General features: G+C 67.6%; 12 protein-coding genes. 6 read left to right on the forward strand and 6 right to left on the reverse strand.

Translation table 11 applies throughout. The features are described 5' to 3' along the window. Positions 1-246 precede the first annotated feature (246 nt). The 3 genes from ASD22_RS07630 to rapA all read left to right on the forward strand — a co-directional run bounded on the left by ASD22_RS07630 (position 247) and on the right by rapA (position 6,388). The gene (locus ASD22_RS07630) at positions 247-2,574 is read left to right on the forward strand and encodes a catecholate siderophore receptor Fiu (protein ID WP_056081336.1); all 2,328 of its coding nucleotides are present in this window, start codon (positions 247-249) and stop codon (positions 2,572-2,574) included. Between the two features lie 189 nt (positions 2,575-2,763). Then, a complete protein-coding gene (locus ASD22_RS07635; protein WP_056081339.1) occupies positions 2,764-3,444 on the forward strand; it encodes a Fe2+-dependent dioxygenase in 681 nt (226 codons plus the stop codon). Positions 3,445-3,547: 103 nt separating this feature from the next. Then, positions 3,548-6,388, forward strand: a complete 2,841-nt coding sequence (gene rapA, locus ASD22_RS07640) for an RNA polymerase-associated protein RapA (RefSeq protein WP_056081342.1) — start codon at positions 3,548-3,550, stop codon at positions 6,386-6,388. A gap of 102 nt (positions 6,389-6,490) precedes the next feature. Here rapA and ASD22_RS07645 read toward each other — a convergent pair whose 3' ends face one another. The 4 genes from ASD22_RS07645 to ASD22_RS07660 form a co-directional block, all read right to left on the reverse strand. After that, positions 6,491-7,144, reverse strand: coding sequence for a rhomboid family intramembrane serine protease (locus tag ASD22_RS07645; RefSeq protein ID WP_056081344.1), 654 nt, complete (start codon positions 7,142-7,144; stop codon positions 6,491-6,493). A 172-nt stretch (positions 7,145-7,316) separates the two neighbouring features. Next, positions 7,317-8,012, reverse strand: a complete 696-nt coding sequence (locus ASD22_RS07650) for a C40 family peptidase (protein WP_056081347.1) — start codon at positions 8,010-8,012, stop codon at positions 7,317-7,319. Positions 8,013-8,228: 216 nt separating this feature from the next. Then, entirely contained in the window at positions 8,229-8,948 is a 720-nt protein-coding gene (locus ASD22_RS07655) for a YggS family pyridoxal phosphate-dependent enzyme (protein WP_056081349.1), read from the reverse strand. A gap of 93 nt (positions 8,949-9,041) precedes the next feature. Then, positions 9,042-10,496: a M20 family metallopeptidase gene (locus tag ASD22_RS07660; protein ID WP_056081350.1), complete on the reverse strand. Its 1,455-nt coding sequence runs from the start codon at positions 10,494-10,496 to the stop codon at positions 9,042-9,044. 208 nt (positions 10,497-10,704) lie between these two features. On the opposite strand from ASD22_RS07660, the gene ASD22_RS07665 reads away from it, so the two are divergent. The 3 genes from ASD22_RS07665 to ASD22_RS07675 all read left to right on the forward strand — a co-directional run bounded on the left by ASD22_RS07665 (position 10,705) and on the right by ASD22_RS07675 (position 12,223). Next, on the forward strand, positions 10,705-11,019 hold the full coding sequence (locus ASD22_RS07665; RefSeq protein WP_056081351.1) for a helix-hairpin-helix domain-containing protein: 315 nt from the start codon (positions 10,705-10,707) through the stop codon (positions 11,017-11,019). Between the two features lie 186 nt (positions 11,020-11,205). Beyond that, positions 11,206-11,691: an SET domain-containing protein gene (locus ASD22_RS07670; RefSeq protein WP_056081353.1), complete on the forward strand. Its 486-nt coding sequence runs from the start codon at positions 11,206-11,208 to the stop codon at positions 11,689-11,691. After that, positions 11,684-12,223 carry a GNAT family N-acetyltransferase gene (locus tag ASD22_RS07675; protein ID WP_056081356.1) on the forward strand — a complete coding sequence of 180 codons (540 nt, stop codon included), beginning with the start codon at positions 11,684-11,686 and terminating at the stop codon, positions 12,221-12,223. The genes ASD22_RS07670 and ASD22_RS07675 overlap by 8 nt, the downstream gene beginning before the upstream one ends. 12 nt (positions 12,224-12,235) lie before the next feature. On the opposite strand, the gene ASD22_RS07680 is transcribed toward ASD22_RS07675, so the two are convergent. Both ASD22_RS07680 and ASD22_RS07685 read right to left on the reverse strand, forming a co-directional pair. Next, positions 12,236-13,903, reverse strand: a complete 1,668-nt coding sequence (locus ASD22_RS07680; protein WP_056081359.1) for a sulfite reductase flavoprotein subunit alpha — start codon at positions 13,901-13,903, stop codon at positions 12,236-12,238. Further along, positions 13,900-14,934 carry an FAD:protein FMN transferase gene (locus ASD22_RS07685; RefSeq protein WP_056081362.1) on the reverse strand — a complete coding sequence of 345 codons (1,035 nt, stop codon included), beginning with the start codon at positions 14,932-14,934 and terminating at the stop codon, positions 13,900-13,902. The genes ASD22_RS07680 and ASD22_RS07685 overlap by 4 nt, the downstream gene beginning before the upstream one ends. Between the last annotated feature and the right edge of the window lie 3 nt (positions 14,935-14,937).

Raw genomic sequence — 14,937 nt, forward strand, 5'->3', positions numbered from 1 at the left:
GAGGCCCCGCATGCGAATGCGGGGCCTCTTTCATTGTGGGAAAGAGGCTGCCTCGCAACAACGCTATTGCAAATCATTCTCATTCCTTTACCATGCGTCCGGTCGCGCCCGCCCCGATCCACGGGTAGCCAGCGCTCCACCCTCCCGTAATAAGTACGCCTCGGCACGACCCGGCGGCTGCGCCGTTCCGCCGTTCGCCCGGCGTCGGCAGCGGGATACATCGCAGATGGCAAAGGAACCCCACGCATGTCCTTCATCAAGAGCCGCAAGCACGCCGTTTCCACGAGCGCGCGCCGCCTGTCGCTGGCCGGCACCACCACCGCCACGTTGCTGACCAGCCTGGCGCTGGCGCAATCCGCCGTGGCCGCGGACGCGTCCCCGGTCGCGCAGCTGACTGACGCACGCACGCTGCCGGGCATCAAGGTGCAGGCCACGCGCGGCGCCGATTACCGCGCCGACAAGGTCGAGTCGCCCAAATTCACCCAGCCGCTGCTGGATACGCCGCAGACCATCACGGTGATCTCCAAGGACCTGATCACCGACCAGGGCGCCACCACGCTGACCGAGGCACTGCGCAACAGCCCGGGCGTGGGCACCTTTTATGCCGGCGAGAACGGCGCCACCTCCACCGGCGACTCCGTCTACATGCGCGGCTTCGACGCCTCCAGCAGCATCTTCGTCGACGGCGTGCGCGACCTCGGCTCCATCTCCCGCGACGTGTTCAACATCGAACAGATCGAAGTGGAAAAAGGCCCAGCCGGCACCGACAACGGCCGCACCTCGGCCGGCGGCGCCATCAACATGGTGAGCAAGCAGCCGTTCCTGATGAATGCCGTCTCCGGCTCGGTGTCCTACGGCGACGCCAACCGCAAGCGCGTCACCGCCGACTGGAACCAGGCGATCGGCGAACACGCCGGTTTTCGCCTCAACGTGCTGGGCCAGGATGGCGGCGTCAGCGGCCGTGACGGCGTCCAGGACAACCGCTGGGGCATCGCGCCGTCGCTGGCCTTCGGCCTGGGCACGCCCACCCGCGTCTACCTGAACCTGCTGCACGTGAAGCAGAACAACGTGCCCGACGGCGGCGTGGCGACCATCGGCCTGCCCGGTTACCGCAGCCCCGATCCGGACGCCCGGCCGTGGCTGGACAACGCGCCACGCGTCGACCCGGAAAACTTCTACGGCACCGACGCCGACCACGACCACGTCAAGGCCGACATGGCGACGGTGCGCGTCGAACACGATTTCGCAAACGGCGCCACGCTGCACAACACCACCCGCTGGGGAAGGACGCATCAGGACTACCTGCTGACCTCCTTCATGTACAGCGCCGCCAACCTGGTCACCCCCGACCCGGCCGACCCTTCCAGTTGGACCGTGGCGCGCAGCAACCCCACGTTCAAGGACAACACCAACACCATCCTCACCAACCAGACCAATGTCACGGCGACGTTCCACACCGGCGCGGTGGAGCACGCGCTCAGCACCGGCATCGAGCTGACCCGCGAAAAACTGTCGACCACCGGCATCGCCGTGCTCAACGGCAGCGCCTGGACGCCGGCGAACATCTATCACCCCACGCCGCATGCCACCGGCCTGGCCTGGGGCCGCAACAACGCCGACAGCAACGGCAAGACCACCACCGAAGCGGCGTATGCGTTCGATACCTTGAAGTTCGGCGAACAGTGGCTGCTCACCGGCGGCCTGCGCCTGGACCATTACAAGACCGAATTCACCAGTCGCGTGCCTTGCGGTGGCCGCCGCGGACCGGACTGCGGGGCGCTTGCCACAGGCACCGCGGTGCCTGGCGTCAACGCCACCGTTTCGGACAACCTGCTCAACTGGAAGCTGGGCGTGGTGTACAAGCCCGCCGCCAACGGCAGCATCTACGCCGATTACGCGGTGTCCGCCCAGCCGCCCGGCGGCGCGCAGCTGCAGCTGAGCTCATCGGCCAACAGCGCCGACAACCCCGCGTTCGATCCGCAGAAGGCGCGCACCGCCGAACTCGGCACCAAGTGGGATCTGCTGGGCGAAAACCTGCTGGTCAGCGCGGCCGTCTATCGCACGGAAGTCAGCAACGATATCGCCCAGGGCGATGACGGGCTGTACTACCAGACCGCCAAGAAGCGCGTCAGCGGCGTGGAGCTCACCGCGGTGGGCAAGCTGACCGAGCGCTGGTCGGTCAGCGCCGGCTTCACCACCATGGACACCAAGGTACTCAAGGGCACGGTGGTTTCGCAGGACGGCTCCGACGATCTGGCGTACACCCCGAAGTACGCGTTCACCGCCTGGACCACCTACCAGCTGCCGTTCGGTCTCTCCATTGCCGGTGGCGCGCGTTACGCGGGCCAGTTGAAGCGTGGCACCGACGGCGCCGTGGGCACGCCCAACTACACCAAGTCGTATACCGTCTTCGATGCGATGGCCGGCTATGCGATCAACAAGCATTTCGACCTGCAGTTGAACGTCTACAATCTGTTCGACAAGACCTATGTGTCGGCCATCAACAAGAGCGGTTACCGCTATACGCCCGGCACGCCGCGCTCGGCGATGCTGACGGCCAATTTCCGGTTTTGATGAAGGCCGGGCGTTGAACGGGGAGAATCCTTTCAAGCCGTTCACCCTGAGCGTAGCCGCGCAGCGGCGAAGTCGAAGGGGCTCCAGCACCAGGCTTCGACTCCGCCGCTACGCGGCTACGCCCAGCCCGACCGGTTGAGCGATACGCTTCTTCCCGATTCCCGTTCCTGCTCACCGACGGAACCGCCCATGCTCCTGCACATCCCCGCCGTTCTCGCACCCGATCAGATCACCCGACTGCGGGCCGCGCTGAGTACCGCCGAATGGGTCGACGGCCGCGAGACGGTGGGCGCACAGGGCGCGAAGGTGAAGCGCAACCGGCAATTGCCCGATGGCTCGCCGCTGCGGCGGCAACTGGGCCGCGTCGTGCTCGATGCGCTGGCGAAGCACTCGCTCTATCACGCCGCCGCGCTGCCGTTGCGCACGCTGGCGCCGCGCTTCAACCGCTACGAAGGCGGCGGCGAATACGGTTTCCATGTGGACGGCGCGGTGATGGCGCTGGATGGTGAGGGCGCGCAGATTCGCAGCGATGTTTCCTGCACGCTGTTTCTCAACGAACCGCAGGAGTACGACGGCGGCGAGCTGATCGTCAGCGACACCTACGGCGAGCACGAGGTGAAGCTGCCGGCCGGCGACCTCATCGTCTATCCATCCAGCAGCCTGCATCGCGTGGCGCCCGTCACACGTGGCGCGCGTATCGCCTCGTTTTTCTGGGTGCAAAGCCTGATCCGCGACGACAGCCGCCGTCGCCTGCTGTTCGAACTGGACGGCTCGATCCAGGCACTGACCGCCAGCGGCGCCGACGCCACCGCCGTGCTGCAACTGACCGGCATCTACCACAACCTGCTCCGCCAATGGGCCGAAACCTGAGCAACCAGGACGTGCGACATCGCACCGATCCGCATCACAACGGTTCCCAGCAGGGACCGCGCGGCGGATAATCGTCGGCCCTCGAATGCAACACGGCGGCGCAATGTTCGTACCTGGTCAACGCTGGATCTCCTCTGCCGAACCCGAACTGGGCCTGGGCACCGTCTTGCGCGTCGAAGGACGCGGCGTACAGGTGCTGTTTGCCAAGGCCGGGGTGCTGCGTCCGTACGCGATCGACTCGGCGCCGCTGTTGCGAGCGGAGTTTCGCGCCGGGCAGCGGGTGGCCGGCAAGGGCATCGCGTTTCTGGTCGAGCGGGTGGAAATCCGCGACGAGTTGCTGATCTACCGCGGCGAAGGCCGCGAACTGGAAGAAGGCCAGCTCGACGACGAGCAGAGCGTGAGCCAGGCCGATGACCGCCTGATCGGCGGGCGCACCGACCCGGTGGCGCAGTTCGAACTGCGGCTCGATGGCATGCAGCGCCGCGCGCTGGCGCGCCGTTCGCCCAGCTGGGGCCTGGCCGCCGCCCGCATTGGGCTGGTGCCGCACCAGTTGCGCGTGGCCGGCATCGCTTCGGCACGACGTCCGCCACGTGTATTGCTGGCCGACGAAGTGGGACTGGGTAAAACTATCGAAGCAGGCATGATCATCGCCCGCCAGCTCGCCACCGGCCGCGCCTCGCGCGTGCTGTTGCTGCTGCCCGACACGCTGGTCTACCAGTGGTTCGTGGAACTGCTGCGCCGCTTCAACCTCAGCTTTGCGATCTACGACGAGGAACGCTGCGAGGCGCTGGAGCAGGCCGGCGAACACGGCAATCCGTTCGAGGACGAGCAACTGGTGATCGCCGATTTCGGCTTCCTGGAAAACTCGCCCAAGTACGCCCAGCAATTGCTGGAGGCGCCGTGGGATCTGCTGGTGGTGGACGAAGCGCACCATCTGGCGTGGTCGCCCACGGAGGCCAGCCCGCGCTACACCATGGTGGAAAAACTTGCCGCGGTGATCCCCGGCGTGATCCTACTCACCGCCACCCCGGAGCAGCTCGGCCGCAGCGGCCACTTCGCCCGGCTGCGTCTGCTCGACCCGCAGCGCTACCACGATCTGGACGGCTATCTGGCCGAATCGGACAGCTACCAGGCACTGTCGAAAGTGGCCGACCGCCTGCTCGACGGCGAGCCGCTGGACGACAACCAGCGCGCCGCCCTGGCCGATGCCTTCCGCGGCGACGGCGCACTCACCGCGCTGCTGGCCGACTCGACCAAGCCGGCCAACGCGCGTGAGCTGCTGGCCGCGTTGATCGACCGCCACGGCACCGGCCGCGCGATGTTCCGCAACAACCGCGCCGGCGTGGGCGGCTTTCCCCAGCGCGCACCGGTATGGCACCTGCTGGATGCGGATGATATCGACGAGGCCACCCGGCAATCGCTGCTGGCCGAATTCCACGCCGACATCCAGCAACCGGCCGGGTTGATCGAGGTGGATTACAGCGCCGACCCGCGCGTGGATGCGCTGATCGCCCTGCTCGACGCGCACCCGCAGGACAAGTTCCTGCTGATCTGCCGCAGCCAGGCCAAGGTGCTGGCGCTGGAGGAAGTGCTGCGTACGCGCAGCGGCGTGGGCCTGGCGCGTTTCCACGAGGGCCTGGGCATCGTGCAGCGCGACCGCAATGCGGCGTTCTTTGCGCAGCCCGACGGCGCGAGACTGCTGCTGTGTTCGGAGATCGGTTCGGAAGGACGCAACTTCCAGTTCGCCCATCGGCTGGTGCTGTGGGATCTGCCGCTGGACCCGGACCTGCTGGAACAGCGCATCGGCCGGCTCGACCGCATCGGCCAGCAGCACGACATCGCCATCCATGTCATCGCCGTGGCCGACAGCGCCCAGCACATGCTGGCGCGCTGGTATGACGAGGGCGTGGACGCGTTCCGCCACAGCCCCGCCGACGGCCGTGAACTGCTGCGCCGCTACGGTGCGACGCTGACCGAACTGGCCGAGGAACATGCCCGCGGCGACGACAACCGCGACCAGGAATTCGAGGCGCTGCTGGCCGAAACCCGCGCCAGCCACGAGGAGTTGGCCGAGCTGATCCGCGGCGGCCGCGACCACCTGCTGGAACTGGCCGCCAGCCGCGACCTGCACGCCGACGAATTGCAGCAGGCATTCGCGCGCGAGGACAACGACCCCAGCCGCGACGCCTTCATCCAGCGCCTGCTGGAAGCGTTCGGCATCCACCCCGAGGAGCTGGGTGGCCAGGTGCTGCTGCTCGATCCGCAATACCTGTCCACCGACGCCCTGCCCGGTTTTGCCGATGGCCCGCAATCCGTCACCTTCAGCCGCGACGTGGCGCTGGCGCGCGAGGAGCTGCCGCTGCTGCGGCTCGACCACCCGCTGGTGGCCGGCGCGCTGGACCTGGCGCTGTCCGGCGAACAGGGCAACGCCGCCTTCATGGTGGACGACGTGCTGCCGCCGCGCACCGCGTTGCTGCAGGCGGTGTTCGTGCTGGAGTGCGTGGCCGACCGCAGGCTGGACGCGGAGCGTTTCCTGCCCAGCCTGCCGATCATCGTCACGGTTGACACCAAGCTGGCCGAGCGCGCCGATTTCACCCCCAGCGAAGTGGCCTTGCGCAAGGCCGCCGATCGCAATATCGAGGTGGCGCGCTACCGCAAATTCCTGGGCAAGCTGGTGCCGCCGATGCTGGAGCGCGCCGAAACACTGGCCGCCAACCGCGGCCAGGCGCGCATTGACGAAGCGCTGGCGCTGGCCAGCGAAACGCTGGACGCCGAGTTGTCGCGGCTGCTGGCGCTGCGCGCGGTAAACCCGTCAGTCAGCGATACGGAGATCGGTGCAGTCACCGACGAGCGCACCCAGTTGCTGGCCGCACTGCCGCTGTCGCGGCTGCGCCTGGACGCGGTGCGCTTCGTGGTCAGCGCGGATTTCCTGGCGCTGCGTTGACCTGTGGGAGCGGCTTCAGCCGCGATGCTCTTTCTCAGTGCCTGGAGAAGAGCGAGAGCATCGCGGCTGAAGCCGCTCCCACAAAAAACCGGCCCGGCAACGTCAACGCAGCAGCCTGCCCTTGGGCTTGATCGGCAGCCGCCCGCGCCAGTACTGGATCAACACATAGCCGCCCACCATGCCGCCCAGGTGCGCGAAATGCGCCACGCCGGCCTGGGTACCGGTGACGCCCATCACCAGTTCCACCAGCGCGTAGCCGATCACGAACAGCCACGCGGGCATGGGTACCGGCAGGAACATCAGCATCACTTTCTCGTGCGGGTACAGCATGCCGAAGGCCAGCAGCAGCCCGAACACCGCGCCTGACGCGCCCAGCGTGGGATAGAAGCCGTGGGTGAACCACTGCACCACGATCAGTTGCGCCACCGCCGCCACGATGGCGCAGACGAAGTAATAGATGACGAAGTTGCGCGCGCCGAAGGTGCGCTCGATGACGCCGCCAAACATGTACAGCGCGATCATGTTGAACAGGATGTGGGTTACGCCGCCATGCATGAACGCGTAGCTCACCACCTGCCACGGCCGGAAACCCACCGACGCCAGCGCGCCGCTGGACAGCTGCATCACGTGGTCCGGCCCCCACGGCCACAACGCGAAATACTGCAACAGCATTTCGCCGAATACCTGCTGCAGCAGGAACACCACGACATTGGCGATCAGCAGGTTGCGGGTGACGGGCGGCAGGTTCAAAGGCATGCGGCGGATTCCAGGAAGCAGGTGGCAAGCATGACAGCAGACGCGCCGTGGCCGGCGCGCGCATCAACCCAGTGAGATGGGGCGGCCACGACGATGGCACAAGCAGCGGGCGGGGCGTGAAAACCAAAAGCCGCCTTGCGGCGGCTTCATGCGGTGCGACGGCGGTGGTGGATCAACCGTTGTGCGCGGCCATCGCCATCGCTTCCGGACGCTTGGCGCCCACGAAACGCTTGGCCCAGTAGCCGGTCTCCAGGCTGGAGATTTCCACCGACTTGCCGGTGGTGGGCGAATGGATGAAGCGGCCGTCGGAGATGTAGATGCCCACGTGCGAGACGCGGTGCTTGCCGCTCGTGCGGAAGAACACCAGGTCGCCGGGCTTCATGTCGGCGCGCTTGACCTTCAACCCGGCCAGGAACTGCGCCGCGGAATTGGTCGGCAACTGCATGCCCACCGCGTGGGCAAACACGTAACGCACGAAACCGCTGCAATCGAAACCGGTCGAGGGGTCGCGGCCGCCACGTACATAACGGGTATCGCGCAGCTTCATCGCCATCGCGATCAAGGCCTTGCGCAGGTCGGTGACGCCGACGACGTCTTCCGCCTCTTCGTCCGCGGCAGTTGCCATGTCCGGCTTGACCGGCGCGACGTGGGCCACGTTGCGGTGGGCCAGCAGTGCGGGGAACGCGGCCGCATCGGCGCCAGCCAGGGACACGCTGGCGAAGATCGGCAGCGGCGCTACGGCCGGGGCGGCAGCGGTGGTGGCGGGCTGAACATCGATATAGGCGCTATGCGTGACGGCAGCATGCAGCGAACCGCAGAGTGATGCGGCAACAACGGCCGCAGCAACGGTCAATCGGTGGCTTGGCATGCGGGACTATCCCCTTTTGCGGTTCACGGACTGTCACCGAACGGTGTCGATGACGTGACGAAGGGGTGAACTTAGCAAAGGGAGATAGGCCGTATGTTCGATCCGGGTTAACTGAACTCCGTCGTTTCGGGTTTCCGAGACGGCGCGCACAGTTGGAATGGACTGATTCGACAGGGAAAATCGTCGCACGCCGGCTGAGATCGCGGCGAACCGCCTTCAGCCAGCAGCAGGTATGACCGTCGGCTGGGGGCGCTGGCCGAAGATCGCCGTGCCGATCCGTATCTCGGTGGCGCCCTCGGCGATCGCCAGCGGGAAATCGCCGCTCATACCCATCGACAGCCGCTGCAGATCGTGCCCGCGGGCCGCCGCCTGGTCGCGCAGCTCGCGCAACTGGCGGAAACAGCCGCGAACCACGCGCGGATCGTCGGAATGGGTGGCCAGCGTCATCAGCCCGCGCGGGCGCAACGTCGGGTAGTCGCGCAAGCTGTCCAGGAACGCCGGCAGCTGCGCCGGCTCCAGCCCGTACTTGCTTTCCTCGGCGGCGGTCTTGACCTGCACCAGCACGTCGATCGCCCGCCCCGCGGCCACCAGTTGGCGGTGCAGCGCCACGGCGAGTTGCGGCCGGTCCAGCGACTGCACTTCGCTGGCCAGCCGCGCCACGTCATGGGCCTTGTTGGTTTGCAGGTGGCCAATCACCACCCACTCGATGCCGCAGCCATCCAGCGCGGCGGCCTTGTCGCGGATTTCCTGCACCCTGTTCTCGCCGAAGCGACGCAAGCCCAGCGCCATCGCGGCGCGAACGGTCTCGGCGTCGAAGGTCTTGCTGACCGGCAGGATCGTCACCCCGGCCGGATCGCGCCCGGCGGCATGGCAGGCTTCGTCCACGCGCCGACGGACGTCGGCCCAGTTGGCGGCGAGATAGGTGGGGTCTGGCAACGTTGGAATCTCCTTTGAAGCGAGGAGTGATGAGTGAGGGAAAGCCGGGTAACGCGTGCCCTCCCTCACTCCCCTTGGCTCACTTCTCCGCCGTCACGCCTTGCCGCCGTTCTCGCCATGCCGCGCCACCACCTCGGCCACCACCATGCTCACCTTCTTGCCGGTGGGGATGTGCAGGAACTCGTTCGGGCCATGCGCGTTGGAATGCGGCCCCAGCACGCCGGTGATCAGGAACTGCGCCTTGGGGAATTTCTCGCCCAGCATGCCCATGAACGGGATGCTGCCGCCCTCGCCCATGTAGGTGGCGGGCGCGCCGAAGTAGTGCTGCGAGGCGTCGTCCACCGCCTGCTCCAGCCACGGCGACAGCGCCGGCGCGTTCCAGCCGCTGCCGTCCTTTTCCAGGTCGAAGCTGACCTTGGCGCCGTACGGCGGGTCCTTTTCCAGCAACTGCTTCACGAACTCGCCGGCCTTGGCGCCGCTCAGCGTGGGCGGCACGCGCAGGCTCAGCTTCACCGCGGTCTTCGGGCGCAGCACGTTGCCGGCGCTTTCCAGCGGCGGGATGCCGCCGATGCCGGTGACCGCCAGCTGCGGGCGCCAGGTGCGGTTGAGCACCAGCTCGGACAGGTCGTCGGTGACCGGCTGCATGCCTTCCACCCACGGGAACTTGTTGAAGATTTCCTCGCCCAGCACCTCGGCCGAATGCTTCGCCTGCTCGACGCGATGCGGCGGGATGTCGACGTACAGTTCCTTCGGCTTGATCGCGCCGGTGGCCGGGTCCTCCAGCCGCGACAGCAAGTCGCGCAGGATGCGGAAGCTGGACGGCACCACGCCGGAGGCGTCGCCCGAATGCACGCCCTCCTCCAGCACCTGCACGGTGAGGTTGCCGCCGGTCATGCCGCGCAAGGACGTGGTCAGCCACAGCTGGTCATAGTTGCCGCAACCGGAATCCAGGCACACCACCAGCGACGGGCTGCCGATGCGGGCGGCCAGGTGGTCGACGTAATGCGGCAGGTCGTAACTGCCCGACTCCTCGCAGGCCTCGATCATGATCACGCAGCGGGCATGGGCAATGCCCTGGTCGTGCAGCGCCAGCAGCGCGGCCAGCGAGCCGAAGATGGCGTAGCCGTCGTCGGCGCCACCGCGGCCGTACAGCTTGTCGCCCTTGAGCACCGGCGTCCACGGGCCAAGCCCGTCGGCCCAGCCGGTCATTTCCGGTTGCTTGTCGAGGTGGCCGTACAGCATCACGGTGTCGTCGCTTTGGCCGGGGGCCGGCGCGCCGTTCGCACCGCAGGCGGGAATGTCGATGTAGATCAGTGGCGTACGCTTTTCCAGCCGCACCACTTCCAGGGTGGCGCCGGGAAGCTTCTCCAGCTTGGCGCGGGCCCAGGTTTCCATCAGCCGCACCGCCGCATCCATGTGGCCGTGCTCGGCCCACTGCGCGTCGAACATCGGCGACTTGTTGGGAATACGAATGTATTCAACCAACTGCGGCACGATTTCGGCATCCCACAGGTCACCGACGTAGCGGGAAAGGCGGGCAGTATCCATCGCGAAACTCCAACAGCGGCAAATGCGCATTCTATCAGTGGCATATGTTGCCCCTGCGCCGACGTGTCGTAAGTCATGCCTCACAGTTCTCCACGCATGACGCGCACGGCCTGTCTGCGCGCGGTCCGGCTGTGCCCGCCGCGCGAAGCGGCCAGTGTGGGGAGGCGGCCATCGGCGCCGCCTCGATTCTTTCGCAAGGAGCAAACCCATGATCCGCAAACTCGCCACCCTCGCCTTCGTCGCCCTGGTCTCCCTGCCCGCACTGGCGTTCGCCGCCACGCCGGTCAATATCAACCAGGCCGACGCACCCACCATTGCCAAGTCGCTGGACGGCATCGGCACTTCGCGCGCCGAGGCCATCGTGGCCTGGCGCGATGCCCACGGCCCGTTCAAGAAGGCCGACGACCTGCGCCACGTCAAGGGCATCGGCAAGGCCACCATCGAGCGCAACCGCGACGCCATCCTGCTGGCCGATACCGCCGCAGCGCCGGCCATGCACAAGAACGCCACTCGCAAGGAGTGACCCTTTCCTTTGCCCCCTCCCCTGCGTCAGCAGGGGAGGGCTGGGCGACCGCAGGGAGTGCTTCAGCTGAGGGGTCGCTTTTGATCCTCCCCTCCGGACCAGGCGCCGCCCCGCTCCCGCCACCCCAACGTCCACCCACCGCACCGCTGCGCTAAACTCGCGCGCCCTGCTGCCGTTGTACTGGACATGATCCTGCCGCGTTACCACGTTGCCGCCTCCGCCATACCCGGTGCAGGCAAGGGCCTGTTTCTCGATGAACCCGTCGCCGCGGGCCGCGTGCTGACCGCGCCCGACGGCATCGACCGCACCTTTCGCCACGCCGAAATCGCCGCCTCCCCCGCGCTGAGCGCCCAATGGCACGCCAGCGCGCGCTGGTTCGAGGATCGCTACACGCTGTCGCCGGATTGGCCCGACGAGTGCTACATCAACCACAGCTTCGCGCCAAACGGGCTATGGCACCTGGGCTTCGTGTTCGCGCTGGCCGACCTGCCCGCAGGAACCGAGCTGACGGTGGATTACCGCCACCTGCTGCCGCCGGGCCAGAGCGAGGATTTTGCCGATTCGGTGACAGGTGAGATAATTACCGGCTTGCCCTGGCACGAGAGTCTTGCCAGCACTACCCAGGCGCTGGCCCGTTTGCTGGCCGCCACCGACGCTGACCGTGATGTTTGACATTCCTACCCTCCAAACGGCGCGCTTGCGCCTGACCGCGCTCACCGAGCGTCACTTCGACGATTACGCCGCCATGCTGGCCAATCCCGAAAGCACGCGCTGGGTCGGCGACGGCCAACCGCTGGACCGCACCAACGCCTGGCGTTCGCTGGCGATGCTGCTGGGCCACTGGCAGTTGCGCGGTTGCGGCATGTGGGCGCTGGAGCTGAAAAGCACCGGCGAGTTCATCGGCCGCGTGGGTTTCATGTACCCGGAAGGCTGGCCCGACCTGGAGCTGGGCTGGATGTTGAAACCCGAACACCAGCACATGGGTTACGCCACCGAGGCAGGCAACGCCGCGCTGGATTTCGTGTGGAACCGCCTGCACGCGCCGCGGGTGATCAGCCTGGTGCGGATCGGCAACGAAGCCTCCGACCGCCTCGCCGAACGGCTCGGCGGCGAGCATATCGAAGACATGGATTTCTACGGCAGCCACAGCCACGTGTTTGCCTACTACCCGCCCCATCGCGAGCATCGCCGCGCCTACGCGTAAGCGCCGCGCGCTTCAGTAAACGTCGCGGCGATAGCGGCCTGTTTCGCGCAACTGCTCGACGGCCGTCTCACCCAGCACCTCGCACAACACCGCATCCACCGCCGGCGCCATGCCCTGCAGGCTGCCGCAGACCTGGATCGCCGCCCCGGCGGCCACCCATTCGCGCAACGTGCCCGCCTGCTCATGCAGGCGCCGCTGCACGTAGATGCGCTCGGCCTGTTCGCGCGACCAGGCAAAATCCGCGCGTTCCAGCTGGCCCTGAGCCAGCCAGCGGTTGATCTCGTCGCGGTAGGGCAAGTCGTGCGCCTGCTGGCGCTCGCCGTACAGCAGCCAGTTGCGGTAGCGGCCCGCGTCGATCCGCTCCTTCAGCAACGCGCGCAGGGCGGCCATGCCGGTGCCGTTGCCGATCAGGATCAGCGGCCGCGCATCGGCGGGCGCATGGAAGGCGGCGTTGCGGCGCACGCGCAAGGCGATCTCGCTTCCGATCGGCGCATGCATGGTCAGCCAGCCCGAGCCAATGCCCGGCGTTCCATCCGGCGTGTTCTGCTGGCGCACCAGCAGGTGGATGGCACCATCGGCCGGTACCGAGGCGATCGAATATTCGCGGTGCGGCAACAGTTGCAGCCGGGCCGCCACCGCAGCCTCGTCCAGCCCCGTCATCTCGCCGGGCGCCGGCAGGCGACAGCGTGCCAGCAGGCTGGACAGGGTCAGTGATTCCTTTCCAAACATCACCATGGCGTTGCCGTCGAGCGCGTGCGCCGACAGCCACTGCACCACGTCGGCGGGCGCATGCCGCGGCCCGATGTCCACCAGGTCGCCAGCCTGCCACGACGCCGCGCCGTGCAGCGGTCGCAAGGCCAGATGGAAGCAGGGGCCGCCCAGGCTGCCGGCATTGAGTAGTTGCCGTTCCGCCAGCTGCCATGGCTGATAGCGCGGCGGCTGCCAATCCGGCAGGTCGCGCACGTCGCACAGCGCGGCCAGATGGTGCTGCCAGTGGCGCAGCGCGGCGGCGTCCTCGTCGTCCACTTCCACCGGATCGAACAGCGCCTGCGCGCCGCTGGCCCGCAGCCAGCGCTGCAACTGGCGGCCGAAACCGCAGAACTCGTCGTAGTCGCTGTCGCCCAGCGCCAGCAGGCCGTAACGCACGCCGGCCAGATCCGCCGCGTTCGCCATCGCCTGATGGGCGAAGGCGACGGCCATGTCCGGCGGCTCGCCATCACCGGTGGTACTGACCACGAACAGCGCACGCGAGGTATCGCGCAGGGCCGCCACGGTCGACGCGTCGATGGCATCCACGCGCGACGGCACGCCCGCCGTTTGCAGGCTTTGCCAGGTTTGCCGCGCCAGTTGCTCGGCCAGGCCGGTCTGGCTGGCGTAGAACACGCGCACCGTATCCGCCGCGGCCGGCACGGGTGCCACGGCGGTTTGCGCTGCCGGGGCGGCCGCTACGGTTTCACCGCCTTCGGTCCGTCCGCGGCGGTGACGGAACCAGCCCACCAGCGCCATCCAGCTGCCCAGCAATCCTGCCGCAGCCAGCCAGCAGTGGCGGCCCGGATCGTGCCACTGCACCACTTCGACGCGGCAGTACCACAGCAGTGCGGCCAGCAGGCCGAACGTCGCCAGCAACATGCCGTTGCTGACGGCGGCCAGCCGGCCGAACGTGTCGTGATCGCGTTTCATCGGCGCACCGCCGCAGCGAATGCCGGCGACATCCGCTGCACGAAACCGTCTGCCGTTCGCACGATCATCAACACGGCCAGCCCGTGCGCCCGCGCGTACGCCATGCCCTTGTCGGCGCCCATCACGCTGAGCGTGGTGCCCAGCGGATCGGCCTGCATGCACTCGTCCGCCAGCACGCTCACCGAAGCCACTTCGTGCGGCACCGGGTAGCCGCTGCGCGGATCGATGTGGTGCGAGTAGTAGCGGCCGCCGTCCTCGAACACGTGGCGGTAGTCGCCCGAGGTGGCGATGGCGTGCTCGTCCAGTGAGACCGTGTCGATCAGTTCATCGGCATCGACCACCGCGCCGGCTGCCGCGTCCGGCCGCTCGATGCCCACCCGCCACACGCTGCCGTCCGGCTTGCGTCCATGCGCCCGCAGCTCGCCGCCCACTTCCACCAGGTACGCGCCCACGCCCATCCGCTGCAGGTAGCGCGCGACCTGATCCACGCCATAGCCCTTGGCCACCGCGGACAGATCCAGGTACACGTTGCCCGGCTGGCGCACGCGGCGGGTGGCAGGATCGGTCTGCACTTTCCACCAGCCCACCCGCGTTTGCGCCGCTGCGATCGCCTGCACCGTGGGTGGATGACGCGGGCGCTGGTCGGGGCCGAAACCCCACAGGTTCACCAGCGGCCCCACGGTGGGGTCGTAAGCGCCGTCGCTGTCCTTCGCCAGTTGCAGCGCATGCCGCAGCACGGTGAAGAATTCCGGCGGCAGCTGCTGCCAGCTGCCGGCCGGCGCGCGGTTGAAGCGCGACAGGTCGGAGTCCGGCTTGTACGTGCTCATCTGGCCATCCACCCGATCCAGCTCAGCCTGGATGCCCCGCTGCAACACGTCCGTGGCGTGCGTCGGCGACAGCACCACCAGTACCGACCAGGTGGTGCCCATGGTGCGCCCATGCAGGCGCTGCAGTTCCGCCGCCGCGACGGGTGCGGCCGCAATCAGTGCAATGAGGAAAACCAGGCAGGCGAGCAGACGGAACCGCATCATCGA

The sequence above is a fragment of the Rhodanobacter sp. Root480 genome (assembly GCF_001426645.1).
In the GTDB taxonomy this organism is placed as follows: domain Bacteria; phylum Pseudomonadota; class Gammaproteobacteria; order Xanthomonadales; family Rhodanobacteraceae; genus Rhodanobacter; species Rhodanobacter ginsenosidimutans.